The 25,044-nt window shown below is 68.5% G+C and carries 19 protein-coding genes and 3 tRNA genes; 13 read left to right on the forward strand and 9 right to left on the reverse strand.

Features of this window, described 5'->3' with window-relative positions; genetic code table 11:
* Window positions 1-923: 923 nt before the first annotated feature.
* Both ACFFRH_RS14120 and ACFFRH_RS14125 read right to left on the reverse strand, forming a co-directional pair.
* Window positions 924-1,625, reverse strand: a complete 702-nt coding sequence (locus tag ACFFRH_RS14120) for a DUF6461 domain-containing protein (protein WP_344749657.1) — start codon at window positions 1,623-1,625, stop codon at window positions 924-926.
* Between the two features lie 311 nt (window positions 1,626-1,936).
* Window positions 1,937-2,009, reverse strand: a tRNA-Arg gene (locus ACFFRH_RS14125).
* Between the two features lie 569 nt (window positions 2,010-2,578).
* On the opposite strand from ACFFRH_RS14125, the gene ACFFRH_RS14130 reads away from it, so the two are divergent.
* Window positions 2,579-3,706 carry a sensor histidine kinase gene (locus tag ACFFRH_RS14130; protein ID WP_344749656.1) on the forward strand — a complete coding sequence of 376 codons (1,128 nt, stop codon included), beginning with the start codon at window positions 2,579-2,581 and terminating at the stop codon, window positions 3,704-3,706.
* Between the two features lie 192 nt (window positions 3,707-3,898).
* Window positions 3,899-4,534 (forward strand): response regulator, encoded by a 636-nt coding sequence (locus tag ACFFRH_RS14135; protein ID WP_344749655.1) that lies wholly within the window; start codon window positions 3,899-3,901, stop codon window positions 4,532-4,534.
* Between the two features lie 141 nt (window positions 4,535-4,675).
* On the opposite strand, the gene ACFFRH_RS14140 is transcribed toward ACFFRH_RS14135, so the two are convergent.
* Both ACFFRH_RS14140 and ACFFRH_RS14145 read right to left on the reverse strand, forming a co-directional pair.
* On the reverse strand, window positions 4,676-5,140 hold the full coding sequence (locus ACFFRH_RS14140) for a MaoC family dehydratase (RefSeq protein WP_344749653.1): 465 nt from the start codon (window positions 5,138-5,140) through the stop codon (window positions 4,676-4,678).
* Window positions 5,141-5,150: 10 nt separating this feature from the next.
* Entirely contained in the window at window positions 5,151-5,651 is a 501-nt protein-coding gene (locus ACFFRH_RS14145; RefSeq protein ID WP_344749652.1) for a hypothetical protein, read from the reverse strand.
* A gap of 171 nt (window positions 5,652-5,822) precedes the next feature.
* Between ACFFRH_RS14145 and ACFFRH_RS14150 the strand changes: the two genes are divergently transcribed.
* The 3 genes from ACFFRH_RS14150 (at window position 5,823) to ACFFRH_RS14160 (ending at window position 10,643) form a co-directional block, all read left to right on the forward strand.
* The gene (locus tag ACFFRH_RS14150) at window positions 5,823-7,112 is read left to right on the forward strand and encodes an esterase-like activity of phytase family protein (RefSeq protein WP_386156833.1); all 1,290 of its coding nucleotides are present in this window, start codon (window positions 5,823-5,825) and stop codon (window positions 7,110-7,112) included.
* Window positions 7,113-7,610: 498 nt separating this feature from the next.
* A complete protein-coding gene (locus tag ACFFRH_RS14155) occupies window positions 7,611-7,985 on the forward strand; it encodes a hypothetical protein (protein WP_344749650.1) in 375 nt (124 codons plus the stop codon).
* A gap of 2,028 nt (window positions 7,986-10,013) precedes the next feature.
* Window positions 10,014-10,643 carry a hemerythrin domain-containing protein gene (locus tag ACFFRH_RS14160; protein ID WP_386157319.1) on the forward strand — a complete coding sequence of 210 codons (630 nt, stop codon included), beginning with the start codon at window positions 10,014-10,016 and terminating at the stop codon, window positions 10,641-10,643.
* Between the two features lie 257 nt (window positions 10,644-10,900).
* Here the strand turns inward: ACFFRH_RS14160 and ACFFRH_RS14165 are convergent, their stop codons facing one another.
* Window positions 10,901-12,745: a pyruvate, phosphate dikinase gene (locus ACFFRH_RS14165; RefSeq protein WP_344749648.1), complete on the reverse strand. Its 1,845-nt coding sequence runs from the start codon at window positions 12,743-12,745 to the stop codon at window positions 10,901-10,903.
* A 17-nt stretch (window positions 12,746-12,762) separates the two neighbouring features.
* On the opposite strand from ACFFRH_RS14165, the gene ACFFRH_RS14170 reads away from it, so the two are divergent.
* Window positions 12,763-13,389, forward strand: coding sequence for a transcriptional regulator (locus ACFFRH_RS14170; protein ID WP_386156836.1), 627 nt, complete (start codon window positions 12,763-12,765; stop codon window positions 13,387-13,389).
* A gap of 406 nt (window positions 13,390-13,795) precedes the next feature.
* Here ACFFRH_RS14170 and ACFFRH_RS14175 read toward each other — a convergent pair whose 3' ends face one another.
* Window positions 13,796-17,149, reverse strand: a complete 3,354-nt coding sequence (locus ACFFRH_RS14175) for a S8 family peptidase (protein ID WP_386156839.1) — start codon at window positions 17,147-17,149, stop codon at window positions 13,796-13,798.
* A gap of 121 nt (window positions 17,150-17,270) precedes the next feature.
* Here ACFFRH_RS14175 and ACFFRH_RS14180 point away from each other — a divergent pair, with 121 nt between their 5' ends.
* From ACFFRH_RS14180 to ACFFRH_RS14200, 5 genes are all read left to right on the forward strand, one after another.
* Complete coding sequence (locus ACFFRH_RS14180; protein WP_344749645.1) at window positions 17,271-18,293, forward strand: TrmB family transcriptional regulator; 1,023 nt, start codon at window positions 17,271-17,273, stop codon at window positions 18,291-18,293.
* Window positions 18,294-18,731: 438 nt separating this feature from the next.
* Window positions 18,732-19,985 carry an SGNH/GDSL hydrolase family protein gene (locus ACFFRH_RS14185; protein WP_344749644.1) on the forward strand — a complete coding sequence of 418 codons (1,254 nt, stop codon included), beginning with the start codon at window positions 18,732-18,734 and terminating at the stop codon, window positions 19,983-19,985.
* Between the two features lie 236 nt (window positions 19,986-20,221).
* The gene (locus ACFFRH_RS14190; protein WP_344749643.1) at window positions 20,222-20,740 is read left to right on the forward strand and encodes a GNAT family N-acetyltransferase; all 519 of its coding nucleotides are present in this window, start codon (window positions 20,222-20,224) and stop codon (window positions 20,738-20,740) included.
* Between the two features lie 192 nt (window positions 20,741-20,932).
* A tRNA-Tyr gene (locus tag ACFFRH_RS14195) sits at window positions 20,933-21,013 on the forward strand.
* A gap of 2 nt (window positions 21,014-21,015) precedes the next feature.
* Window positions 21,016-21,089: transfer RNA gene (locus tag ACFFRH_RS14200), tRNA-Glu, on the forward strand.
* 293 nt (window positions 21,090-21,382) lie between these two features.
* On the opposite strand, the gene ACFFRH_RS14205 is transcribed toward ACFFRH_RS14200, so the two are convergent.
* Window positions 21,383-21,727, reverse strand: a complete 345-nt coding sequence (locus ACFFRH_RS14205) for a VOC family protein (protein ID WP_386156844.1) — start codon at window positions 21,725-21,727, stop codon at window positions 21,383-21,385.
* Between the two features lie 191 nt (window positions 21,728-21,918).
* Window positions 21,919-23,169, reverse strand: coding sequence for an amidohydrolase family protein (locus ACFFRH_RS14210; protein WP_386156847.1), 1,251 nt, complete (start codon window positions 23,167-23,169; stop codon window positions 21,919-21,921).
* A 121-nt stretch (window positions 23,170-23,290) separates the two neighbouring features.
* Between ACFFRH_RS14210 and ACFFRH_RS14215 the strand changes: the two genes are divergently transcribed.
* Window positions 23,291-23,866 carry a TetR/AcrR family transcriptional regulator gene (locus ACFFRH_RS14215; protein WP_386156850.1) on the forward strand — a complete coding sequence of 192 codons (576 nt, stop codon included), beginning with the start codon at window positions 23,291-23,293 and terminating at the stop codon, window positions 23,864-23,866.
* Window positions 23,867-24,098: 232 nt separating this feature from the next.
* A complete protein-coding gene (locus ACFFRH_RS14220) occupies window positions 24,099-24,374 on the forward strand; it encodes a tyrosine-type recombinase/integrase (RefSeq protein ID WP_386157321.1) in 276 nt (91 codons plus the stop codon).
* A 317-nt stretch (window positions 24,375-24,691) separates the two neighbouring features.
* On the opposite strand, the gene ACFFRH_RS14225 is transcribed toward ACFFRH_RS14220, so the two are convergent.
* Entirely contained in the window at window positions 24,692-24,952 is a 261-nt protein-coding gene (locus ACFFRH_RS14225) for a hypothetical protein (RefSeq protein WP_344749638.1), read from the reverse strand.
* Window positions 24,953-25,044: the final 92 nt, after the last annotated feature.

Consider the following 25,044-nt stretch of genomic DNA (forward strand, 5'->3'; position numbering starts at 1 on the left):
TCCGCTTCTGTCTGAATACCTCATACATCCAGGCTGTCACCCGCGAAAACGATCCCGATCAACGGGGCACAAGCTTGTCACGCCTACGTTTCTTGATCAGTACAGCACTTCCGTGAACGCAACCCCTGGGAGAACAGGCCTTCGACCCTGAAGCGCCTGCAGCAGCCGTTCATGAAGGGGGACTTCAGGCAGGTTCCCCACCTCATCGAGTCCGGCGTCGTCACAGCTACTCGAAGTACTGAGAGCCACGAGCTTTTACGAACGCGGTAGACAAGCGCGATCAGAAAAGGGAGGAGAATAATCGACAAGGAGAGCGGTCAGGACTCAAAAAGAGGAATCTCGCCACATGGTCAAGTACCAGCCAGAATGACTCTGCGCCACATGAAACCGATGGTCTGCCCGACGTCTGGTGTCGGCTCAGAGATCGAGAACGACGGCGAGGATCTTAGCGGTGTCGCCTCTGCTCGCGAATCGCCGCCTCCAGGCGTAATCCAAGCCCGATCAGCGCTATGAGCCATGACAACGACGAGAACCTACTTCCGAAGAGCAGAACGCCGAAGGACAGAACGATGCTACCAACCAATGCGATGGCTCCCAGCAAGCGAACAGACGCAATGTCGTCGTCGGGTCTGGGGCCAGGAATGTAGGGAGGCGGGGTCTCTGTGGGTTCAGTCATGCTGGAGAGAATCCCATAGTGGATCCAATCAGCGAAATGGCCGTACTCGATTGTCGCACGTTTTTCGTGCCGTACTCAGGACCGGGTCCTCCGCTCCGGCGTTCGGACCACGCGCAGCACCGTTGACCGCCGCGTGCACACGCCTGCGGCTGACGGTGACATCGCCGACCTCGGGCAGAGCGTCAAACTCGCCCTGCGATGCCTTGCTCTCCGCTGCCAGTCCCTCACCGCCGAGGCGGTGACCGTCCTAGCCGCTGCGCTGATCGCGGATCACGTAGCGCGTGTGGGCACCGTTCATCCACTCCCTGTCGATCTCTCTGCCCGTCACCCTGCCGACAAGCGCCAGGGCCGACGTGAGGCAGGTCGCCATAGGCGGGCTGTATCCGTTGTGGACAAGCCCGATGAAGTCCCCCCACTCGTCGGGGATGTCCTCCTCCCCGTAATCCTGTCCGCTCTCCATCCGGGCCTCCTCCCACGCGCAGTACTCCAGCCATCCCACCGGCAGTTCGGGATCGCTCTCCCAACCGGAGTCGTCGAGGTCGAACTGCAACCCCTGTGCGTAGGAGTCGAGTGCCTGAGGATCACTTCCCCAGCGCTTGCCGGGGACAGTGACACTGAAGTCCGTCACATAGTGACCGTTGACCGCGTATTCGAGATCACGCGGCCCGTTGATGTCCCAGCGCATCAGCAACGCCCGCCCGCCGTACGAGAGCTCCCGCAAAGCCCTCTCGCAGTCGAACCCCTGCACCTGGATGATCTGTGTCCAGTCCGCCGTCAGCCGGCCGACCCAGACGGCCCCCGCCTCACCGTCGGAAGGCCACCCGCGTAGGACATCCGCCCAGGTGCACTCGACTGAGTCGTCCACATCCGCGACCGACACCCCAAGGCGCCGAGCGGCCTCCCACACCTCCAGACCCTCCACCCAGGCGGCCATGAACCACTCACCCATGCCGTAGGACCGGACGAGGTGCCAAAGACGCTCCGACCGCCGCATTCCCGCTCCCTGCCCGCTCAGTGCTCGTTCCTAGAGCGACTCAAGCAGACATCCCCGACAGTTCCGTGATCAACGCCATGCCGCGGTTCTCGCGACCGGGTGCGTGCCGGGACGGCCGGTCGGTTCGGCTTCATCATGAGAGAAGGCACCGCAAGAGCGGTGGGAGCCACCCTGTTAGCAAGGGTGTTAGCAAGGGCCCCGAACGACTAAGAAAAGAAGAAGGCCCCTGAGCGGATAATCCCTGCTCAGGGGCCTTCTTGCTGCTGTGCGGCCGGAGGTACTCGAAACCCCAACCTTCTGATCCGTAGTCAGATGCTCTATCCATTGAGCTACGGCCGCTCGCTGCGTAAGCAAGCATAGCGGGTTTTGGGCGATGCCTCGAACCGGTTAAACGATCGCCCTCTGATCGGCTCGGTGGTGCCGGGTTCTTCGGTGGGGACGGGGATCCGGCAGGACGCCGGGGACTGGGGGCAGGCGGCCTGGAGGATCAAGGTGAGGACATGGGGAGCGGATCTCCACCTCGGAGAGGCGGAGCTCGTGGAGGCGGAAGCCGCCTTCCGTGATGACACGGGGTAGTCGGGGTGAGGCAGGGCGCCCCTTGGGCGGCGCGGAGAGGTTCCGGGTCGGGACCGGCTTCAGGCTCGCGCGCAGAGTACCGATGGAGGAGGTCACGCCTTGGGATCGCCGGTGATCCCGCACCCGGCGTCAACAGCCCTCCTCGGAAGACGCTCTCCTCAGGAGACACGCTCCTCGGGAGACGCAGGAGACGCGCTTCTTGGAAAACGCGCTTCTCAAGAGACATCGTCGGTGCTGATGAGACGCCGATGAGCCGGATACATCCTTGTGTGTACGGGTGACCCGTCCCGCGCCGGACTCGCGGGCCGCGTCGGGGTGATGAGATGGGAGGCATGAGACGAGACGCGCTGTGGGCCGCGGCGTGCTTCGTCAGTGGTCTCCTCCTGCTCGCCGCGGGCGCCTACCAGCATCGATGGGCTCCCGCCCCGCTGTTCGCCGGACCGCTGGCGATCGCGTGCGCGGGGGTCGCGGTACGGCGGAGCAGGCCGCTGCTCTCGCTGGGACTGGGGGTCGTGGCCTTCCTCGGCGACTTCGCCATGGGTCCGTCCCTGGGTACGGTCCTGATCGTCACGGACAACCTCTACGCGGGGGTCAGGTACGGTCCGCGAGCGCTGGGCAGGTGGATGCTCGGCATCACCTCGGTGATCGCCGTCGTGGCGGGCGTGATCGCGGGGGCCCTCTTCAGGCACTGGTCGGCCGCCGCCATCTTCCTCGTCCAGGGCGGTCTGGTCGGGGTGACCCCCGTCTTCACAGCCATGCTCACGAGGCAACTACAGGACCAGGCGCTGTCCGAGCGCGCGAGGGCCGAACAGGTGGCGCGGCTGGCGGAGCTGGACCGGGCGGCGGCGGTGCAGGCCGAGCGGACCCGGATGGCGCGGGAGCTGCACGACATGATCGCCAACCACTTCAGCGCGATCGCCATCCAGTCCACCGCCGTCCTCTCCCGCAGGGACCTGGACGCGCGAGCCGTACGGGAGGTGCTGGCGTCCATCAGGGAGAACAGCGTCGAGGGCATGGCGGAGATGCGCGCCATGATCGGGTTGCTCAGGCAGGACGGCGAGGAGCCGGAGGCGACCAGGCGGCGGGTGGCCGAGGCCGGAGAGCTGGCCGAGCGGGCGCGGGAGGCGGGGCTCGACGTCCGGATGCGCGTGGACGGTGAGGCCAGGGAGCTGCCCGCCTCGGTCGACCTGGCCGGTTACCGGATCGTCCAGGAGTCGCTGACCAACGCGCTCAAGCACGGTGGCAAGGCCGCCGACGTGGTGATCGGCTACCGGCCGGGGCTGGTCACGCTGACCGTGGACAACCCGGTCGACGGCGCGGGGCGGGGACTTCCCGGCGCGGGTGCGGGGATCATCGGCATGCGGGAGCGTACGGTTCTCGTCGGCGGGGTCTTCGAGGCCGGGCCGCGCGACGACGGCTGGCGCGTCCACGCCGAACTGCCCACCCGGGAGATCACGTGACCGGCCCAGACGTCCGGGCGGGAGATGACATGACCAGGCCGGACGTCCGGCCTGGGGATCACGTGACCGGCCCGGACGTCCAGCCAGGGGATCACGTGACCGGCCCGGACGTCCAGCCAGGGGATCACGTGACCGGCCAGATGTGCAGCCGGGAGATCACGTGACCATCCGACCGCTCGCCCGGGAGATCGCATGACCATTCGAGTTCTCGTCGCCGACGACCACGCGGCGGTCCGCGCCGGGATCGTCCTCATCCTCGACGGGCACGAGGACGTCGAGGTCGTCGGCCAGGCGGCCAACGGGGAGCAGGCCGTCGCGATGGCCCTCGACCTGCGTCCCGATGTGGTCCTGATGGACATCCGGATGCCGAAGCTCGACGGGATCTCCGCGACGCGCGAGCTGAGCGGGATCACCGACGTGCTGATCCTGACCACGTTCGACCTCGACGAGTACGTCTTCGGGGCGCTGCGGGCCGGAGCCGCCGGGTTCCTGCTCAAGAACACCGACGCCGACGCCCTGGTGGACGCGGTACGGGTGGTGGCCAGGGGCGAAGGGCTCATCGCGCCCGCGGTCACCCGGCGGCTGATCTCCGCCTTCGGCGCGTCGGTGCCCGAGCGCAGGTCGTACGAGGTCGGCGGCCTCACCCCGCGTGAGCGCGAGGTGTTGACCTGCATCGGGCGGGGCCTGTCGAACGCGGAGATCTCCGCGGAGCTGGACATGGCGGAGGCGACGACGAAGACCCATGTCAGCCGGTTGCTGAACAAGCTGGGTCTTCGCAGTCGCGTTCAGGCCGCGATCCTCGCCCAGGAGCTGTCGGCCGAGAGGTGATCCGTTCCGGCTCGAAGGCGCTCCGCCGAGAGATGCCCCCTCCGGCCCGGAAGTGCTCCGCAGAGAAATGGTCCTTCCGGCCTTGAGGCGCTCCGCCGAGAAGTGACGCGGCCGGGTCAGGGGATCTCCATGGAAACCCCGTCAGGAGCCCTCAGCGGGGACGTACAGGGAGAGGGTCTCCGCGACGCAGGCCGGTTTCTTCGCGTCCTCGATCTCCACGGTCATGCGCACGTTCGACAGGTAGCCCGAGGGGGTGCCCTTGAGGTCGACGAGCTCGGCTCCGGCGCGGATCCGCGCGCCGACCGGGACCGGCGAGGGGAAGCGGACCTTGTTGAGGCCGTAGTTGATGCCCATGGCCAGGCCGCCCACCTGGAACAGTTCCGACATCAGGGAGGGCAGCAACGACAGGCTCAGGTATCCGTGGGCGATGGGGGCGCCGAACGGCCCCTGCTTCGCCCGTTCCACGTCCACGTGTATCCACTGATGGTCGTCGGTCGCGTCGGCGAACAGGTTGACCTGCTCCTGGGTGATCTCACGCCAGTCGGTGTGGCCGAGGTGCTCCCCGACGGCGGCCTTGAACTCGGTGATGTTGGCGAAAGTTCTCATGTCCGGAACTTTATTTCGCCGATGGCACGGCGAGAAGGTCGACGGCCCTGAACTCTCTGCCGCCTCCCCGGGTGATACTTCCGGCCGTCCGCGCCCCGGGTGGGGATCGTGGAGATCGCCATGGGCAGACCTTCGTGGCGAACCGGGCCTTGATTCGCCTGGTCTTCTGTTCGCCCGTCTCCTCCACGTCGTTCCGGGTCCCGTCGCCGCTCTCCCCGCCCGCGTCCGTCGCCTGCCGGGCCACCCGGGCCACCCGGGTCGCCCGAGTCGCCCGGGTCGCCCGAGTCGCCCGGGTCGTGTTCACACCTTCTCCGCCCCTGTTGGAGAAGGTGTTCCCGGCCACCGCCATGCCGTCGACCACCGCGACCGGACCGGCGACCGCGAGCACCGGCCGCTCCCGCACGCACCGGCGCCGCCCTACGTTCCCGGCGTTCCCGGCGTTCCCGGTGAGTACGTAGCCGTACCGGTACAGCGCTCTGCCCCGTGCGGCGACGAAATCGGTGAACTCCACGCATCCAGGGACGCTTCAGAGACACGTTCTGTTGCATTCCTTTTCATCCGTCTCCGGCGTACCGCTTTCCGGCTGGCGTCTTTCAGCTTTTCGTACGGTCCGCATCTTGTTTTCGCTGTACGGCCCGCGGCGCAACACCGGCCGTTCACGCGGGCTCCCTAGCGTGCCGCCATGAGACGACGCATGACGATCACCATCGGCGCGGCCGTGCTGGCACTGGCGGTGTCCGCACCGGCGGTGGCCGACCCCGGGCAGCCCGGCTCCGGCCTTCCCGTCGCGGACAACGCAGGGACCCAGCAGGCGGACGAGCAGCAGTCGGATGCCGGTCACTCCGGCACCGGTCACCCGGGTTCCGGTCACTCCGGATTCGGGCGCGCCACGCTCACCGGATTCGCGTCCCTGCCCGCGCTCACCTTCGTTCCCGGCAGCGAGCCGTCGGGGTCCCAGCTCGGCACGGCTCCCGTCAACGGGGTGACCCCGCCGTTCGCCGGGCAGCCGGTGCAGGGCTTCAGCGGCATCGTGCGGCGACACGACGGCACCTTCGACGTGCTGTCCGACAACGGCTTCGGCGCCCAGAACAACAGCGCCGACTTCCTGCTGCGGGTGCACCGGGTGAAGCCCGACTTCCGTCGCGAGAAGGTCGCGGTGCTGGGCGGGTTCAACCTGAGCGACCCCGACAGGCACGTCACCTGGCCGCTGACCCGGCCGGACCGGAAGCTGACCGGCGCCGACTTCGACGTGGAGTCGATCGTACGGACCATCGACGGCACCTACTGGATCGGGGACGAGTTCGGCCCGTTCCTGCTGCACTTCTCCTCCTCGGGCAAGCTGCTCGACGCTCCGATCCCGCTGCCCGGCGTGAAGGCCCCGGAGAACCCCTCCCTCAACGGCGAGCAGCCGAACCTGGGGCGGAGCAAGGGCTTCGAGGGCATGGCGCGCTCGGTCGACGGCCGCACGCTGTACCCGCTGCTCGAAGGCACCGTGACCGGCGACGCCGCCGGGACCCTGCGGATGAACGAGTTCGACCTGCGCAGGCGGGCCTACACCGGCAAGCGCTGGACCTACCGGCTGGAGAGCCCCGACAACGCGATCGGCGACATGATCGCGGTTGACCGGTACCGGTTCCTCGTCATCGAGCGCGACAACCTCCAGGGGGACGAGGCCAGGACGAAGCGCATCTACCTGGTGGACACCCGCCACGCGGACCTTCGCAAGACCCTCGTCGCCGACCTGCTCGACCTGGCCAACCCGCGCGGCCTGGGCGGGTTCGGGGAGACCTTCCGCTTCCCGTTCCAGACCATCGAGGACGTCGTGATCCTCGACGACCGGACCCTGGGCGTGCTGGACGACAACAACTTCCCGTCCTCCGCCGGCCGTACCCCGGGCAAGCCCGACAACAACGAGTTCATCACCGTGCGCCTGTCGCGGCCCCTCCAGGCCGACATCCGCGTCTATCTGTGACGCCGGCGGGCCTTCCTTCCCTCTCTTCCTCTCCGCGAGCCCTTCCTCCCCTGCCGGGAGGGAGGGCTCGTCCCTTTCCGGGGACTCGGCTCGTCCCAGAGGTTCGGGCTCGTCTTGAGGGGTCCGGCTCGTCGCGAGAGGTTCGGTTCTCCCGGAAGGTTCGGCTTGTTTCGAAGGGGGGGCGCCGGACTGTCACGGTCCCGGTGTGATCCGGCCCGGCGAAATTCCGGATGCTCCCATCCCCTCACCAAGCGAATAATTACGACAAAACAGCAAATAGCAATAGATAAGATCTCATCATTCTTCACGGCGTCATTTATTTGCTCTGCCCCAACCGTTTCAATGCGCTATCTCATTGTCCGAGGGGTATCTCCTACCTGCTGCCACTTATAGGGCAGTGAGGGATATCAGATGTTTTCGGAACCAGAAATGAGATGGGGAAATAACGTGCTTCCTCGAAAGAGCGGACGGACACCGGGGGCGACCTCCGGCAGGCAGGTGGGCGTCCTCGCCATCGCGGCAGTCGCCGGCATCCTCATGACGTCGAACCAGGTATCGGCAAGCGCCACCATCGGGCAGGACCGAGTGCTCGGCTCGATCTCACAGCTGAATGCCGACAGCACTTCCGGCGACCGGCTCTCCGGCCGTCCCGACCCCTCCCGCCGCCAGCATCGCGGGCACGAGACGAGGCCCTCCGACAGGTGGCGGGGAAGATCACAGCGCCACCAGGACCGTCCCTACGACCGCTACCGCGGACGCAGGGGTGACAACGCGGCACCCGCCGGGCGTGAGCGTCTTACCCGTTCCGAGCGGATGATGAGGGAACTGCAGGATGACCCGTCGTTCCCGGAGATCATCGTTCGCGAGAAATGAGCCCGATGGACGACTCCCCGTCCCGGCCGTGACAAGGCGCGGGAGGACGAGGCCGAGCGGACCGGGCCGGAAGGACGAGGCGCCGGGGACGACACGCCGCCGAGGCGGGGAAGGGTCACCGAGCTCCGACGGGTGACCGACAGGGCATGACGAAGAAGAGCGGCCGACCTCCCGGCACCGGATCGGGTGTCGCCGGGTCGCGGAGGAAACGCCTGCGCCGTACCGGTGCCCACCGGTACGGCACACATCGATTCACCCCCTCCCGAAGACCCGGCTCCCATCACCGCATCCCCTTCTTCCAATGACCAGCTGAAATCATCCGTTGAACGCCATGGACGAATAATCACAACAAATACGAACAAATCATAGATGAGGTGTAGGTTTTCCTTCACAACACTGTTTATTTGCTCTTCCTCAACTATGGCGGCGCGTTATCCGCATAAGCCTCGGGTATCTCCTGTCCGTCGTCACTTCCGTGGCCGCAGGACAGATCCGAATGTTTTCGGAATTAGCAACGATATGGGGAAATAACGTGCTTCCTCGTAGTAGCAGATGGGCGCCAGCCCTTTCCGGTAAGCGCGCCGGCGCTCTGGCCATCGCGGCGATGGCCGGCATCCTCATGATGTCGTCGAATCAGGCGCCGGCGAACGCCACCGGGGGGACGAACCTTCTCGACCTCACCCCCTACGGTGACACCGGGGGCACCGGGGGCACCGGGGGCACCGGCGGCAAAGCCCGTCTCCAACCTTCCGTACACCCCGGCGAGAAATCCCTTCTTCGTCCCTGCCGACCCTGCCGCTGCCCACACGGGGCCCGTAACTGTGACTGCCCCGGCGGTCGCGGCGGGGGCGGCGGGGGCGGCGGGGGCGGCGGGGGCGGCGGGGGCGGATGTGGCAGGGACGACCGGGACCGAGACAGAGATCGGGCGCGGGATCGGGCGCGGGACGACGATGACGATGACGCAGTGATCGCCGTTCCCATCCCTATCCGCACCCCTGTCACGCCCACAGGCACTCCCACCGGGACACCCACCGGGACCGGTTCTCAAGGACCTCCCGGGCCCATGGGGAGCCCCGGTCCCGCAGGACCGGCAGGGCCTCCGGGACCGGCAGGACCCGCAGGGCCCGCAGGGCCTCCCGGACCGGCAGGACCCGCAGGGCCGGCAGGACCCGCAGGGCCGGCAGGACCCGCAGGGCCGGCAGGACCCGCGGGGCCGAGAAGCCTCGCAGGGCCGGCGGGACCGGCTGGACCGGTGGGCCCCGCAGGACCCGCGGGACCGGCTGGACCGGCTGGACCCGCTGGACCCGCTGGACCCGCTGGACCGGACGGACCGGACGGGCCGGCTGGGACGGACGGACTCGCCGGACCTCCGGGAGCGGCAGGACCCGCTGGACCCGCAGGGCCGAGAGGACCGGAGGGACCGGCAGGACCTCCGGGAACGGTGGCAGTCGTGGAGCCGCCCAGCCCCACGGGATGCACCACGGCCAGTCCTCTGGTCGTCCTCCAACCCGTGTGCGCCGTCACTCCTGTCAGCATTCCCATCGTTCCTGTCACTCCTGTCGACCTCTCCGGACCTCTCTGTCTCTCCGGTCCTGTCAGCGCCGTCAGCGTTCTCAACGTGTCAGGAAGCGTTGGATGCGTGTAGCTCGTGGCGAAGCGGCGCGCTTCCGTGACCCGCACGGGACAGGGCGCGCGCCGCTTCGATACGGGCACGACCTCGCGGAATCCGTACGGCATCGGACCGCACCGTCACGAAGCCCGATGACGGCGCGGCCGTAGCCGGTCGGCACGGCCACCGAGGTGATCTGCCGGGACGAAACCCGAAGATCACCTCGGTGGCCGTGCCGTCGCGGGTCCATGGCACGTCCGCCGGGCGACACCCCCTTTCCCAGATCGCCGAGCGTCACCCCTTTCCAAGAGCACGGCAAGTCGCTTCCAAGACGGTTCTCGCAGACTTGGTCCGCCGCCCCTGGCAAAGGACGAAAGATGCTTGCGATGAATGTCACAGACCGCCCGTACACCCACGAGATGGTGGTAGTCCACCGCGTCTTCCGGCGAGAGTCCGGTTTGATGCCCAGGTTCGTCCGGGCGGTGCCCGAAGGCGACACGGCTCGCGCGGCCGAGATCGCCGAGCACTACCTCGACTACGCCGAGGGCCTGCACCACCACCACAGCGCCGAGGACGAGCTGGTGTGGCCGCTGCTGCTGTCGCGGGTCCGTCTGGAGGCGGACATGGTGGTACGGATGGAGGACCAGCACGAACGGATCGCCGAGACCCTGACCCGGATCGCCGAGGTGCTGCCCGAGTGGCGGCTCACCGCCTCGAAGGGAGCCGGTGAGAAACTCGCGATCGCGATGGAGGAGCACCGCGCCGCCCTGGTCGAGCATCTGGACGACGAGGAGCGGTACGTGCTGGCGCTCGTCGCCGAGCACATGTCGGTCGCGGAGTGGGAGGCCGTCGGCGCACGCGCGGTGGAGCAGATCCCCAAGAAGAAGCTGCTGATCTCGATGGGCGCGATCCTGGAGGAGGCCGACCAGGAAGAGCGCGGGTTCTTCCTCGGCAAGTTGCCGTTCGTCGCCCGGCTGCTGTGGAGAACCGTCGGCCGCCGCCAGTACGCCGAGCAGGTGGCGCGTCTCCGAGGACCGCTGGCGGCGTGAGCCCGGCCGACGGGAACCACCCGGTGAGCCTGGCCGCCGGGGGCCACCCGGCGAGCCCTGCCGGCGGAAACCGCCCGATGAGCCGACCGGCAGGGGCCGTCCGACGAGCCGCCTGCCGGGAGCCGCGGGAGCTGTGGGAGCCGCGAAACGCACGCCTCGCTCCTTGACGCGGAACGCGCGGGAACACGGAACGCCGAACGCACGGAACACGGAACGCCGAACAGGACGGGAAGGGCTCCCGCCGACCCCAGGCCGGTTCAGTCCGGCAGGACCGCGCGGGCCGCCATGAGGCGTTCCGTCTCGTCGCGGTCCGAGTCGTCGCCCGAGACCTCGTCGGCCCATGCGAGCAGGCGGTGCAGGTGGGAGTCGGTCGTGGCCGTGACGACGCGGTGGCCGCCGACGAGGACCTCTCCGCCGGTCCCGTCGATGGTGATGAGCGTGCCTTCGGGGAAGGTGCGCCCACCGGCTCGCACGCGGGCGGCGGCGACGTCGACCGTGAGGTCCGCGGCCCCCACGACGGCGGGTTTGCCCATCGCCCTCGCGACGACGGCGGCGTGGCTCGCCGGTCCGCCGCTGGCGGTGACGACCCCCACGGCCGCTGCCAGGCCGTGCATGTCGAGCGGGGAGGTGTGCGGGCGCACCAGGATCACCGGGCCGTCGGCGGCCATCCGCGCCGCCCTGTCGGCGGTGGTCGCCACCCTGCCGACCGCTACCCCCGGGCAGGCGCCCAGCCCTCGGGTGAGGATGTCACCCGCGTCGGCCGTCTCGACCCGGGGCGTACGAGCGTGGCGAAGGTGGTGCGGGGAGACCCGGAGCAGCGCCTCGCGGCGGCCGATGACTCCCTCGTCGGCCAGGTCCACCGCGACGCGGACGGCGGCGCGCCCGACGAGGTTGCCGGGCCGCACCTGAAGGACCCACAGCTCACCCGCCTCGAAGGTGAACTCCACGTAGCAGGTGTCGCGGTAGTGCCCCTCGATCCGGCTCATGGCCTCCAGGAGACCGGCCCACACGGCCGGTTCTCGTTCGGCCAGCTCGGTCAGCGGCCGGGTCACCGACCTCCCCGAGACGACGTCCTCGCCCTGGCGGCCGAAGAGGACCTCACCGAACGGAACCCTCTCGCCGGTGTTGGGGTCGCGGCTGAACGCGACACCGGTGCCGCTGTGGTCGTCGCGGTTCCCGAACACCATGGCCTGCACGACGACGGCCGTGCCGAGCTCGTGCGGGATGTCGTGCAGTTCGCGGTAGGTCCTGGCGCGCGGCGTGTCCCAGGACGAGAACACGGCCCTGACGGCCGGCTCCAGCTGCCCCATCGCGTCGTCCGGCACCGGTGTGCCGGCTCGTTCGCGGATGAGGGCCTCCACTCCCCGGATCGCGTCGGCCAGGCGGGTCTCCTCGCTCCCGGCCTCACCCCTGGCCTGGCTTCCGGACTCGCTCGCGGCGGTAGGCCCGGCCTCGCTCGCGGCCTCGCTCCCAGGCTCGTTCGCGGACTGGCTTCCGGACTCGCCCCCGGACTCGTTCGCGGACTCGCTTCCGGCTTCGTTCGCGGCGGTACGCCCGGCCTCGCTCGCGGCGCCGCCCTCGGCCTTGGTCCCGGTCTTGGTCCTGGCCTCGATCCCGGCGCCGCGCTCGGCCGCCTCGCGTGCGACGGCTTCCAGGCGTTCCGGTTCCGTACCGAAGACCGCCGAGGCGAAGCTGCACAGGAATCGCAGACGGGAGTCGAGCGCGAACCGTGGGTCACCGGTCTCGGCCGCCAGCCTCGCCGTGGTCTCGGCGGTGAGACCGAGGTTGAGGATCGTGTTCATCATGCCGGGCATCGACACGCTGCCGCCCGAGCGGACCGACACCGCGAGGGGCCGGTCGGGCCCGCCGAGGCGCCGTCGCGTGGCGGCTTCGAGATCGGAGACGGCGGCCGCCAACTCGACGTCGAGGCCGCCGGGAAGCTCCCCGTCACGGAGGAAGGCGCGACAGGCCGCGGTGCCGATGACGAACCCGGGGGGCACCGGCACGCCGAGACGTCGCAGCACGACGAGGCCGTACCCCTTGCCACCGAGGACGCTCGCCGTCTCCTCGACCTCTGCGGAAACCGGGTGAATCCAGGCCATCGATGTAGCATATCGGCGTGCCGAATCCGCCCTATGCGACCAGTATCGACCTGTTGACACTCCACACGCTTCGCTGCATCGGGTTCGCCGGCCTCCCCCGCGTGGCCCAGGCGATAGGGCTTCCCGAGTCCGACGTCGAGTCCGAGCTGATCGATCTCGCGGTGGCCGGCCTCGTCACATACGCTTCGGGCGACTTCGGCGGGTGGGGGCTCACCGAGGCCGGTGTCGCCGCGGATGCCGAGCGGATCTCCGCCGAGCTGGACGCGGCGGGCACCCGGGCCACGGTGTCCAGGGCGTACGACGGCTTCCTCGTGCTCAACCCGGAGTTGCTCGATCTCTGCACGGCGTGGCAGCTGCGATCCGTCGACGGCGTCGCGGTGCCGAACGACCACACCGACTCCGCCTACGACTCACGGCTCCTGGCCCGGTTCGCGGACCTCGACCAGCGTGCCGACGGCGCCTGCGCGGACCTGTTCGCGTCGATGCTCAGGTTCCGGCGGTATCGGACCAGACTCACCACCGCGCTCACCCGCGCCGGGTCCGGCGCGCTGGACTACGTGTCGGACGACCTAGAGTCCTACCACACCGTGTGGTTCCAGCTTCACGAGGACCTGCTCGTCACCCTGGGCATCCCGCGGCACTGAGCCGTTCCGGTCCGTCCGGCCGTTCCCTTCCCTTCCCTGTCCCTCCCACTCCTTCTCCGTCCTTCCCTGGCCTTCCCGGCGTCGACGACATGCCAGGGCGTGAGTCGCCTGCGACAACGGCACGCCGGGGATACGGGTCACCGCATCGGCGAACGTCGGGTGACGCGGGCCATCCGATGACCGTCCTCGGACGGCCGCCCTCGGACGGCCGTCCTCGAAGCCGTCCGGCATGGCGAGAACCCCGCCGCGCCCGGAAGGCGCGGCGGGGTTCCAGCGGTTCGGGGTTCCCACGGTCCGGAGTTCCCGCGGTCCGAAGTTCCCGCGGCTCAGGATCCCGAGCGGCTCAAAGTTCCCAGCGGCTCAGGGTCCCCGGCGGGCTCGGAGTCCCCGGCCGCCGACGTGCGGCCTACTTGATCCCGTAGGCCCTGATGACGGTCTCGGTGAAGACGTTGCCGCCGGTGTCGGCGGCCTTCACCCGCAGCGAGGCGAACTTGCCGCGTGCGCTGACCGGATTCCAGGTCTCGGCGGACCAGGTCCCCTTGCCGGTCGGAAGCACCGGCGTGGGCCACCAGGTGCGGCCGTCGTCGTAGGAGATCTCCGCGGAGAGCGTGCTCACCCTCAGGTCGGGCGAGCCCTCCTGGCGCTGGACCCGCAGCGGGACGCGCGTGTGGCCCGTGCCGGCGCGGTTGCGGTCGTCCAGCTCCGGGCTCATCCTGACGACCATCAGCGGCAGCACCTGCCGCCTGCCCGGCTCGGGGGTCTTCGACCTGAACCGCCACTCGGCGCTGACCCGCGTGGAGAACTTGGTCATGACCGGGTCGCGGTCGGCGGTCATGGTGAGCCGGTACTCGCTCTCCTTCCCGTCGGCGGGCACCTCGATGCCGCCGGGCAGGTAGGCGTCGGTGTAGATCTCCTTGCCGTCGCGGTAGAGCCTGGTCTGCGGGGCGGTGTACTCACCGTAGGAGAGGCGCTCGGGCACGCTGTCCTCGAACAGCCCGGTGGCGAACTGCAGCATGTTCTCCTCGCGCCAGGAGTAGTCACCGCCGGGCATGAGCCCGGCCGCGAAGACGCCGTTGTTCCAGCGGTCGGAGACCTTCTGGCCGGCGCGGTAGACGGTGGTCTCGCCGAAGAAGAACTGGTCGACGTTGTCCCAGACGTCCAGCGCCTTGTACTGGATGAAGGACGGGTACCAGCCGGTGTCGCCGGGCGTGTAGTACTCGGTCCGCCGGAACGGGAGGGGGAACCGGGACACGTCGCCGTACGGCATCCAGGCCAGCTCCGTCCCGTACAGCACGGGCAGGGCGAAGTGCTCGCCGAACTTGGCGTCCTGCTGGGTGGCGTACGTGGAGGTGACCTTGGCGAGGTCGCGTCCGCGCGGGCGGTAGCCGGGGTCGGCGGGGATGCGCGGCTCGGCCTTCATCAGGTGGTAGAAGTACGGGCTGTCGTTGTAGGTGCCGTCGCCCTTCGGCTTGGCCCACTGCGTCCAGCGGTAGAAGGCGAACTTCTTGCTCGCCGTGCGGGTCGTGGGGATGGCCTTGACGCCCTCGATCCGGTCCGCGCCCCACATGTCCGCCAGCTCGACGTCCACGCCCATGGGCTGGACGCCGTCGGCGAGCTGGAGCATGCCGAGCATGCCGATGGCCAGTCGCGCGGTCGGCTCCTCGGTGCGTACGTCCACCGGCTTGGCCTTGCGGGCGTCGGCGGTGACGGTGCGGTCGGCGTCGAGGGTGAACTCCGGCTCCGCGGACATCACCAGGGTGCCGTCGTGGTCGAGTATGAGGGAGACGATCGTGTAGCGGCGTCCCTTCTGCAGCCTGAGGTCCAGCGTGCCACCGGAGATGTCGTAGTTGACCTGCTCCTTGGTGTCGAGGTCGATCACCCCGGCGAAGGAGTTCCCCGCGGGCCGCCCGTCCGAGCCGGTGAAGGCCAGCTTGAGCCCGCGCTTCTCCGGCTCGACCCGCATGCCGATGCCGGTACGCACGGAGACCTCGGCGTTGGCGGCGATGACCGTGCCGCTGTACATGCCGACCGCGCCCGGCTCGGCGGTCACCTCGACCGGCGCGGTGCCGTGCGCGGGGATCTCCACCGTGGTGGCGCCGAGCTTGAACGGCGTCACCGTCTCGCCGTGGCCGTCCTTGGCCTTCACGCTCAGGTCCAGCCGCACGGCGGCGTCGCCGTCGTTGCGGTAGGTGAGCGTGCCCTTCTTGAGCGCGGAGCCGGGCAGCTCGATCTCTCCCAGGCTCAGCGAGGCGGGCTCGACCGTGACCTGCTGGTTGACCGCGCGGGCGACGTCCACGCGGCCGGAGCCCTGGACGTAGGCGCCGAGCTCGTCGCCGGGCGCGGTGGAGGCCATCAGCGCGGCCTTGATCTGGCCGGCCTTCCAGTCGGGGTGCCGGCCGGCGACGATCGCCGCCGCTCCCGTCACGTGCGGGGTCGCCATGGACGTGCCGCTCATCTCCGTGTGGAGGTCGTCCACGGGGAAGCCGCCCGAGGTGCCCGCGGCCCTGGCCGCGACGATGCCCGCGCCGGGCGCGATCAGGTCGGGCTTGACCGCGGCGTCGCCGACGCGCGGCCCGGTGCTGCTGAACTGGGTGACCGTGTCGGCGTCGCGGTAGGAGGCGCCGACCGAGAGCGCGTGGTCGGCGCTGCTCGGCGAGCCGAGCGTCTGGGGGCCCTCGTTGCCCGACGCGATGACGAACAGCGTGCCGTACCGCTCCGAGAGCGTGTTGACGGCCTGCTCCAGCGGGTCGACGCCGGGAATGTCGGGGCCGCCGAGGCTGAGGTTGGCGACGCGGGCGCCGTTCTCCGCCGCCCAGGTCATGGCCTCGATGATGCCCGAGTCCGGGCAGTTCCCGCTCTGCTCGCAGACCTTGCCGATGAGCAGCTTCGCGCCGGGGGCGACGCCCTTGTACCTGCCTCCGGAGGCGGCGCCGGATCCGGCGATCGTGGAGGCGACGTGGGTGCCGTGGCCGTTGAGGTCGCGGACGTCGGGCTCGGAGGTGAAGTTCTCAGTCTTGGTGACCAGGCCCCGCAGGTCGGGGTGGTCGGGGTCGTAGCCGCTGTCGAGCACCGCGACGGTGACGTCCTTGCCGGTGTAACCGGCCTCCCAGGCCTTGGGCGCGCCGATGTGCGGGACGCTGACGTCGAGGGACAGCCTGGCCTTGCCGTCCAGCCAGATCTTCTCGGGTCCGGCCTCCGTCCTGGCCTGCCCGGACGGCTTCCCTGCCGTCTGTTCTGATGCCTGTCCTGACAGGGACTTCCAGAGCGTTCCGGCGGCGGCGCGGGGCTCGCTCCGGGCGATGCCGTTGATCGCGGGCAGCGGGCGCCCGCCCGCGACGCGCAGCGTGGCGGCGTCGGTCTGGCCGGGGTACGTCACGATGAGCGGGAGCGCCGGGCTGGCGGCGTCGTCGTAGCCGAGTTCGGCGAGCCGGGTGACGTTGAACAGCCGGGGGTCCAGTCTGCCCGCGGCCAGAAGGGGCATCGCGTCCACGGGGACGATGCTGAGCCCTTCCTTCGCCCGGCGGTGCACGAAGTTGACCTTCTCCCTGCCGGGGCCCGGCTCGACGTCGAGCTGGGTCTGCTTACCCGGGAGCGAGCGGAGCGTGACCTTGTCGCCGGTGATGAGAGTGATCGTCTTGGGCGGTCCGGCCTTCGCGGCGGCCTGCCCGGCCTGGGGGGTGGAGGCCGAGGCCTTGGGGGTGGGAGCGGGGGTGGGGGTCGCCTGGACCGGCGTGGCGGCCGCTATCAGGGCCGTTACCACACTGCCGATAAGGACGGTTCTCTGAAGCACATTCCGATTTCTAACGGTATGCGAATTTTGGTGACAAGGTGGTTCGTGTGGCCTATTGCGGCAACTGCCGAAAGTGGCCAAGCTCGTACGCATGCTTGATGAAGGTCCGGCACTGGCGGTCGTGGGGATCAGCGCGTTCGACGAACGGATCTACCGCGAGGTGCTCGCCTGCCCCGGCATCACGGTGCAGGAGCTCGTCATGAGAAGCGGGGAGAGCTCGGGGCGCATCCAGACGTCGCTGGCCAGGCTCCGCGCCAAGGGCCTGGTCAGCCGCTTGTGGGGACGGTCGCCCCGCTGGACGGCGACGAACCCGGGGACCGCCATCCGCTCGCTGGTACGCGGCATGCAGAGCAACCTGGACCGGCTCACCGACACGGCCGACCAGTTGGAGGAGACCTTCCGCACCGTCGGCCAGGACCTGGAGGAGGGTGGCCAGTTCGAGGTCCTGGCGGGACCCGAGGAGCAGGCCAGGTCGTACGTCCGGCTGCAACAGGAGGCCAAGGAGGAGGTGCTGACCTTCGACCGGCCTCCGTACGTGCTGGACTATCACAACCCGGTGCAGACGGGCCTGCTCCGCAAGGGCGTCCGCTACCGGACCATCTACGTGCCCGAGGCGTTCGACCACGCGGGGGCGCTCGACGAGGTGGGCAGCCTGGTCAAGGCGGGCGAGGAGGCGCGGGTCCTGCCCGAGCTGCCGTTCAAGATGGCGCTCGTCGACCGGCGGCAGGCGGTCATGCCGCTGCACATGGACCTGCCGCTGACGCGCGGCGTGCTGATCAAGGGGTCCACCATGGTGGTCGCCCTGGTCGAGCTGTTCGAGCGCCTGTGGCAGGAGGCGCTTCCCATCTACCCGCAGCCCGCGTCCCGTGACGGCGCTCCGGAGCCGGCCGGCGGATCCCGCCGGGACGAGGAACAGGGGTGGGCGGAGCTCGACCCGGACGATCGCCGGCTCCTGGCGCTGCTCTCGGCCGGGCTCAAGGACGACGCCATCGCCCGCCAGCTCGGCACCAGCCCGCGCAGCCTCCGCCGCCGCCTGCGCCACCTCCTGGACGAGCTGAACGCCGAGACCCGCTTCCAGGCGGGCGCCCAGGCCAGCCGCCGGGGCCTCGTGTGACCTCTGGAACGGAGGTCTCCTGAAGAGTTCCGGACCTTCAGACATGCATGCCTTCGGGCCTTCAGGCATTCGGGCCTTCGCCTCTTCGAACCGCGGAGCCCCGGAGGCGGACGGCGGCACGGAGCACGGCGTCACCCTCTCCGGCGGCGAGTGGCAGCGGCTCGCGCTCGCGAGGGCGTTCCCGCGCGACGACCGGAAGCGATCACCGCCGGTCGGCGAACCGCCCGCGCGCAGGTCCGCGCGCTCTGCCCCGAACGGGCCAAAGCCGGTCGCCGGATGCCCTTAAAACAAGCAAGCGGGTGGTTGGCAATCGGGCCGATACGTGATCTCCTTAAAAAACGCGAGCCGGGCTCATGGAAATCTTGACGTCATCTGCGCGGCATGTTGTGATCTAGGCAGTCATCTTTTCATAGTCATTTAGTAGGAAATGGGGCAGCTGTGAGGGTTCTCCGGCGTGCGGCCGCGATGGTCGCGCTCCTGGTGGGCGCGGTCGGCGTCCAGGTCATCCAGGGCGGAACGGCGCAGGCGGCCCTGCCCACCGCCGCCGTCGCACTCGGCGACAGTTTCGTCAGCGGGGAGGGCGCGGGGGACTACCAACCCGTCGTCGACACCTCCGGAACGGCACAGGGTTTCCCCGGTTGGTCGGCGGCGAACAGTAACGCCTACTTCTGCCACCGGTCGGCGAACGCCTCGTTCTTCAAGGCGTCGCTCCCCGGGATCCAGGATCGCTTCAACCTCGCGTGCTCCGGTGGCCAGCCCGCCGACATCGCCAACGCCTCCAGCGCCCGCCCCAAGGGCCGGTCCGTCGCCTCGCAGCTCGACCAGCTGCGTGCCGTCGCCCAGACTCACGACATCGACGTCGTCCTCATCGGCCTCGGCTCCAACAACAGCCAGTTCACCTTCGGCGACGTGGCCACGGTGTGCGCCAACCGCTTCATCGCGGACGCCTGGACGGGCTGGTGGGAGTTCTGGGCCTACCTGGGCGGCGACGTGCCGCAGGAGCCCTGCACCGTCTCGGACCTGGCCTCAGACGCCGAGGTCGCCGCCGCCACCACCGAGACCACCGCCGCCCTGCGCCAGATCCTCGACACCCTCGCCCAGGTCGACGCCGACGGCGTCCATCAGGTCGTCCTGCAGAACTACACCAACCCGCTGCCGCTCGACGTCGCCCCGGAGTATCGGGACGAGGACAACCGCACCGACACCCGCGACAAGTTCCGCGACCTCGGCGCCGAGCGGTACGCCGCCGGCTGTCCGATCCACCGCGCGAGCCTCGCCCCGGGTCACGTGTTCTCCCAGAACCTCGGCAACCTGGTCAAGAACGCCTACACCACGCTGGCGGCCGAGCGTCCGGCGGCCAACCTACGCGTGCTGGACGTCCAGAAGGCCTTCGACGGAGCCCGGCTCTGCGAGAACCCCGGCAGCCCGGGGAACGCGCTCGCCACCCCGGTCCGGGTACAGGAGTCGCCGAACGGCAACGTCGTCAACAGCCTGTCCGGCTGGGACAAGATCCGCGTCCAGAAGGCGGCGAACACCTGCGTCACCTACTTCCAGACCTGCCAGGAAGCATGGCACCCCAACGCCGCGGGCCACGTCGTCCTCGGCCAGTGCCTGACCGGCGCCCTCACCGCCGCACCCCGCACGATCGTCACATGCGCCCGTAACCCGAACGGCTCACTGACAATCTCCTGACGTCTCCCCTTCAACGCACGACGGTCCCCCTTCAACGCACGACGGCGCGCGTCCCACCTCCGGGACGCGCGCCGTCCTGCATTCCGCGACGACCACATCCGAGACGAGCGAACGAGCACACGACCTCCAACGGCGTACAAGCCGCTTCACCGCTTCACCGCTTCCGCTTCACCGCGAACCGGCTTTGGCGATGGCCTGCCCGGCCGATGTTCCCCCGTCCCCCATAGGGTGACCCTGTGACCAAGAACTTCGCGATCTTCCAGGCTTCCGCCGAACACGGGGACGTGCTGGGCGAGATCCACGCGGAGTCCTGGAAGGCGGCCTACGCGGGCTTCTTCACCCCGGAGTTCTGCGCCGAGGCGGTACGACACCGGCGCGGTAAGTGGCACGATGTGCTCGCCAAGGGGCAGGACACCGTCCTGATCGCCGCGCTGGACGAGCGTCCGCTGAACTTCTCCTACTTCGGTTCCTCCCCGACACAGCCGGGATCGGCCGAGATCTTTGGTTTCTACGGCCACCCGGACAGCTGGGGCACCGGCAGCGCGGGCGCCCTGATGACCGCGACCCTGCGCAGGCTGCGCGGGGACGGCTTCAGCCGGGTGCACCTGTGGACGCTGCGCGACACGCCCCAGTCACGTCGCTTCTACACCAAGAGCGGCTTCACCGAGTCGGGCGCGGCCCGCGGACACGACTTCGGTGACGGCAACCTGATCGACCAGGTCGAGTACGAGTTCGTCGTGACCGAGACCGCGTGAATGACGCCACGGCGACAACCGCCCGAACACCTCACACATCCAGGTTGTCATCCGCGAAACCGATCCCGATCGGCCGCACCCCGGCTCGGGACAACGGGGATCTCCTCTGCACCCGTCACCTTCCGAGCGGGGACCTGCGCGCGAAAACGAGGTGAACCCGCCGGGACTCGCTCGGTAATCTCACCTCAACGCGCAGGGGCTGAGCACGTGGTGAGCTCACTCGGTTGTAACCCGGACGCTTCGGCTGTGGCGGTTCGACTCCGTCCCCCTGCACCGCTCTCGTTGTCCAGCGGCCGAGGACACACGCCTTTCGAGGCGGCGGGCGCCGGTTCGAATCCGGCCGAGAGCACCGACCAGCCGCTGGGAGTCCCTGTCGTTCCTCCGGAGGACAGCGCGAACAGCGGCGGCGAGCTCGGGGTCCATACCGCCCCGCAGGCCAATGACCGGATTGGAACGATTTCTCTCCTCGTGGGCAAATATCTGTGGGCTGGAGCGGATAGCCGCGCGACCGCAGGGCAGAGGGGCGCGCATGGTGAATCCCTTGGACATCGCGCTGGTCTTCCTCCTCATCGCCGCCGCGGGCCTCTTCGTTCGTTCCTGCACGCGGCAACGCCGCTGAAACAGGGCGCCGCCGCGCGGCCGCTACAGGTGTTGCCCGCCGTACGGAGGTGAGGGCGTCGTCCCCTCCTCGGTGACGCGCAGGTCCACGACGCGGCCGTCAGGGTCGGTGAGGACGTGCCGGCCGGGTGCGAAAGCCTGGGCGGTGGAGCCGGCCGGGACCGTGAACCCGAGGCGCAGACTCCCGGTGGCGGGGCGACGGCCGTCGGCGGGGTAGAGCTCGAACACGGTGCCGTCGAGGACAGCGGCGTAGTGTTCGGGCCCTGCGCCGTGCCGCTCCTTGGTGAAGGTGAGGCCGAGCCCGGCATAGAAGGCGTGGCAGCCGTCGAGCCGATCGGTGTAGATGACGATCAGACTGGTGTGAATCACAGGGCTCTCCTCGATACCTGTGAGAACAATTCGGCAGTGTGTTGGCGTGATCAAATATCGTGTCCCGGGACATGCTTGACACTGCAGTCCCACCAGATGCTTGACAGTCCTGGCTGTTCCGAACCGGGCGGCGCTCACACTCTGCGGCATGAGCATGCGTTGCTCGGCACGCGTTGACGACAGGGTGCGGGTCAGCGGTTCTCGTGGTGTGACCCGCGGCGCCACACGCCTGTGATGTTGAGGGTGTCGGAGATGGTGACAGTCGGGTCTCCGTCGACCAGGACGAGGTCTGCACGGAGGCCTTCTGCGATACGTCCTCGATCGTTGAGTCCGAATCGTCGTGCCGGAACCGATGTCGCTGTGCGAAGTGCATCCACCGGTGTCAGGCCTGCCCGGACGAGGAGTTGCAGTTCGTGGTGGATGCTCGCGCCGTGCGCCATGCCGCCGAGGAACGGAACGGGCACGGCCACGTCGGTCCCTGCAAGGAGGTCCACGCCGGCTTCGTGGAGGGCTTTGACCGAGGCGAGCACATCCTCGAGGTTGCCCTGCGGGTATCTGTTGTAGCTGCTGCGGAGTGTCGCGAGCCAGGCGGGATCGAGTTTGGAGCTGACACGGGGGTCTGCGGCGAATGCCTCTCCGGTGATGCCCATCATGGAGGAGTTCAAGACGACGCACGGTGCTACGAATGCTCCGGATCTGGCAATCAGGTCGATGATCGCGGGGGTGTGGGGTCGGTCCATGAAAAGGTGGACGAGGCCGTCGATGCCGGCCTCGATCGCGGTTCGTGTGGCGTCGACGGTGAGCGCGTGCGCGACGGTGAGCATGCCGCGGCGATGAGCCTCAGTCACTCCTGCAGCGACAGTGGCTGCGTCAAGCATCGGAAGGCCAGGGGAACCTTCGATGGAACCGTCATCGATCATGAACTTGATGTAATCCGAACCCGCCGCAATCAGTGCAGGGATGTAGCGGACGGCCTCTTCGGGTGTCGTGGAGAACGGCATGACGATCTCGCCGGACCCGTGCTCGTCGTCATCGTCGACGACGCCGCCATCGTGTCCGGGCCGACGTCCCGGCGGAAACAGCTCACTGGGGTGCCCGCCCGGAGGGGTGATGCCGAAGCCGGCCGATCGCACGTCGGCAACGTTGTCGTTGTCGGTTATCTCGCCGCGATTGCTCCTGGTCAGGGTGCCCTGCATTTCGAGTTCGGTGGTGACTCCGAACCGTAGGGCAAGAGCCAGCCCTGCTACGGAGGTGTGCACGTGGGAGTCGATGAGTCCTGGCAACAGTGTCGCCCCGGTCGCGTCGATGACCTTGGCGCCGTCGGGGATCGCCCCGCCGACAGCGACGATCGTCGTTCCACGGACGACGACCGTGTGGTCTTCGAGAACTCGTTCACCGTCAAAGACGCGAGCGTGCGTGATCGCCGTCATGGTCATGGTCATGGTCCTTCTTCCGTCGTTCGGGGCCAGCGGACCGCTGACGGCATCACCGTACGCGTAGTGACTACGTATTTGCAACCACTACATATTCGGCATCGATAGGAGATTCTGCTAAGCTGGGCGGGTGGTTACCGAAGCAGGCCTGCGAGGGCGGAAGAAGGAGCGGACGCGTCAGTCGCTCCACGAAGCGGCGTTGCGCCTGTTCCTGGAGCGAGGATTCGACCGTGTCACGGTGGCGGAGATCGCTGAAGAGGCCGAGACGGCCGTGACCACCCTGTTCAAGTACTTCCCCGGCGGCAAGGTCGCGCTCGTCTTCAGCCATGAGGAGGATCGCGCTGCTGCGTTGGCGGATGCGGTGCGCAATCGATCCGCCGACACCGATCCACTGACGGCGATCGAGGATTTCATCGGCACGCGTCTACCATTCGATCCTCATATGGACGCTGCTTCGCCGCTCCTGCGGCTCATCTTCGAAACGCCCGAATTGCGCGCCTACGCACGACAGAAGTGGACCGACTGCGAAGACGCGCTCATGGCCGTACTCGTGGAGCAATGCGGTTACCCCGACGACGCGCCGCTGCGCGCGCTGGCCCGCCTCATCCTGCAGTCGCCCGACATCGTCGCCCAGCACAGCACCCCGCGTGCGGCACTGGCGATGATCTTTGCGAACCTGCGACGCGGATGGCAACTCGACGCATAAGCCGGCAGCCGAGTTGATCCGGGTACACCACCGTCATCTGCTTCTAACCCACGACGTACTGACAGGTGGCCTGAGCGATCGCCAACCGAATGCCGCCGACGTCCGCTCTTCGGCATGAGCGGACGTAGCGGCTCCTTCTTAGGCCTACGGTCACGGACGATGAATCGATGCACGATCCCTGGGCCGACCGTCAAGCATCAACTGGGACAGAAACGTCAGTCATCTTCTGGGACTGGACACCCGGCACGGCAGGCCAATGGAACGAAGCGAGGACTACGAGGCGTGGAAAGCGCTTCTGAAGCGGGCGGGCGTTCGTGACGCACGACTCCACGACGCTCGTCACACGGCCGGAACACTCCTTGTGGAACAAGGTGTGCATATCCGCGTCGTACAGGAGATCCTCGGCCACGCGCGGGTGACCACCACCGAGCGCTACCCCCACGTGGCCGGCGCGTTGACGCAGGACGCGAGCACCCGCGTGGGAGCCGCCCTCTGGGGCGGCGCGTGAGAACTGCAACCCCTGACAGGGTTCAGAGATCAAAAAGGCCCTCTCCCAAGACTCGGGAGAGGGCCTCTGACCTGCGGAGGCTCGGGGATTTGAACCCCGGATGGGCGGTAAACCCAAACCGCATTAGCAGCTCTGATCTTGCCCGTTCAGATCAGTTCCACCTGGACCAACGGGCGCGGCCGGTCCCTCCGGAACGGGGTTGAACTGAGCTGGATTGCAACTAGAACTGCAACTAGGCCAGCCGCTCCAGCTGTCTGCACATCCCCGTGCGCATCGCTCTTTCATCGGTCGTCTGATGAGCGGGTGGCACGACTCGATCAAGAGGGGAGAGACCAGGGCTGGGCCGGCATGAGGGCGAGCGCACGGTGAGCAAGTCCTCTGAGTTCCTCCCATCCGAGATGGGAGTGCAAGGCTTCCTGGGTCCATGCCGAAGGGCCTTGCTCGGTGAGGTTGACCAACTTCTGGTCGATGACACTGAGCAGGGTGGCGAGTTCTTCGGAGATCCATCCGGCTTCACGAGACTGCCACGAGGCCGGATAGACGGCATCGAAGTCGAGGGCCAGTTCGTCGATGGACATGGAGCCGATCCATTGGAGCTGTTCGTGTGCGGGCGAAGCGAGGTGGTGCACAGCTTCCCGTAGGAGGCTCCAGTTCCCCTCGGCTGCTTCCC

This window comes from Streptosporangium vulgare (assembly GCF_042428775.1).
GTDB classification, from domain to species: Bacteria; Actinomycetota; Actinomycetes; order Streptosporangiales; family Streptosporangiaceae; genus Streptosporangium; species Streptosporangium vulgare.

Bases quoted from the DNA above. Each gene is read 5' to 3' on its own strand.
- ACFFRH_RS14120 (WP_344749657.1), bottom strand. From the start codon at position 1,625: ATGGGTGAGTGGTTCATGGCCGCCTGGGTGGAGGGTCTGGAGGTGTGG.
- ACFFRH_RS14130 (WP_344749656.1), top strand. From the start codon at position 2,579: ATGAGACGAGACGCGCTGTGGGCCGCGGCGTGCTTCGTCAGTGGTCTC.
- ACFFRH_RS14135 (WP_344749655.1), top strand. From the start codon at position 3,899: ATGACCATTCGAGTTCTCGTCGCCGACGACCACGCGGCGGTCCGCGCC.
- ACFFRH_RS14140 (WP_344749653.1), bottom strand. From the start codon at position 5,140: ATGAGAACTTTCGCCAACATCACCGAGTTCAAGGCCGCCGTCGGGGAG.
- ACFFRH_RS14150 (WP_386156833.1), top strand. From the start codon at position 5,823: ATGAGACGACGCATGACGATCACCATCGGCGCGGCCGTGCTGGCACTG.
- ACFFRH_RS14160 (WP_386157319.1), top strand. From the start codon at position 10,014: ATGGTGGTAGTCCACCGCGTCTTCCGGCGAGAGTCCGGTTTGATGCCC.
- ACFFRH_RS14165 (WP_344749648.1), bottom strand. From the start codon at position 12,745: ATGGCCTGGATTCACCCGGTTTCCGCAGAGGTCGAGGAGACGGCGAGC.
- ACFFRH_RS14180 (WP_344749645.1), top strand. From the start codon at position 17,271: ATGCTTGATGAAGGTCCGGCACTGGCGGTCGTGGGGATCAGCGCGTTC.
- ACFFRH_RS14210 (WP_386156847.1), bottom strand. From the start codon at position 23,169: ATGACCATGACCATGACGGCGATCACGCACGCTCGCGTCTTTGACGGT.
- ACFFRH_RS14225 (WP_344749638.1), bottom strand. From the start codon at position 24,952: ATGTCCATCGACGAACTGGCCCTCGACTTCGATGCCGTCTATCCGGCC.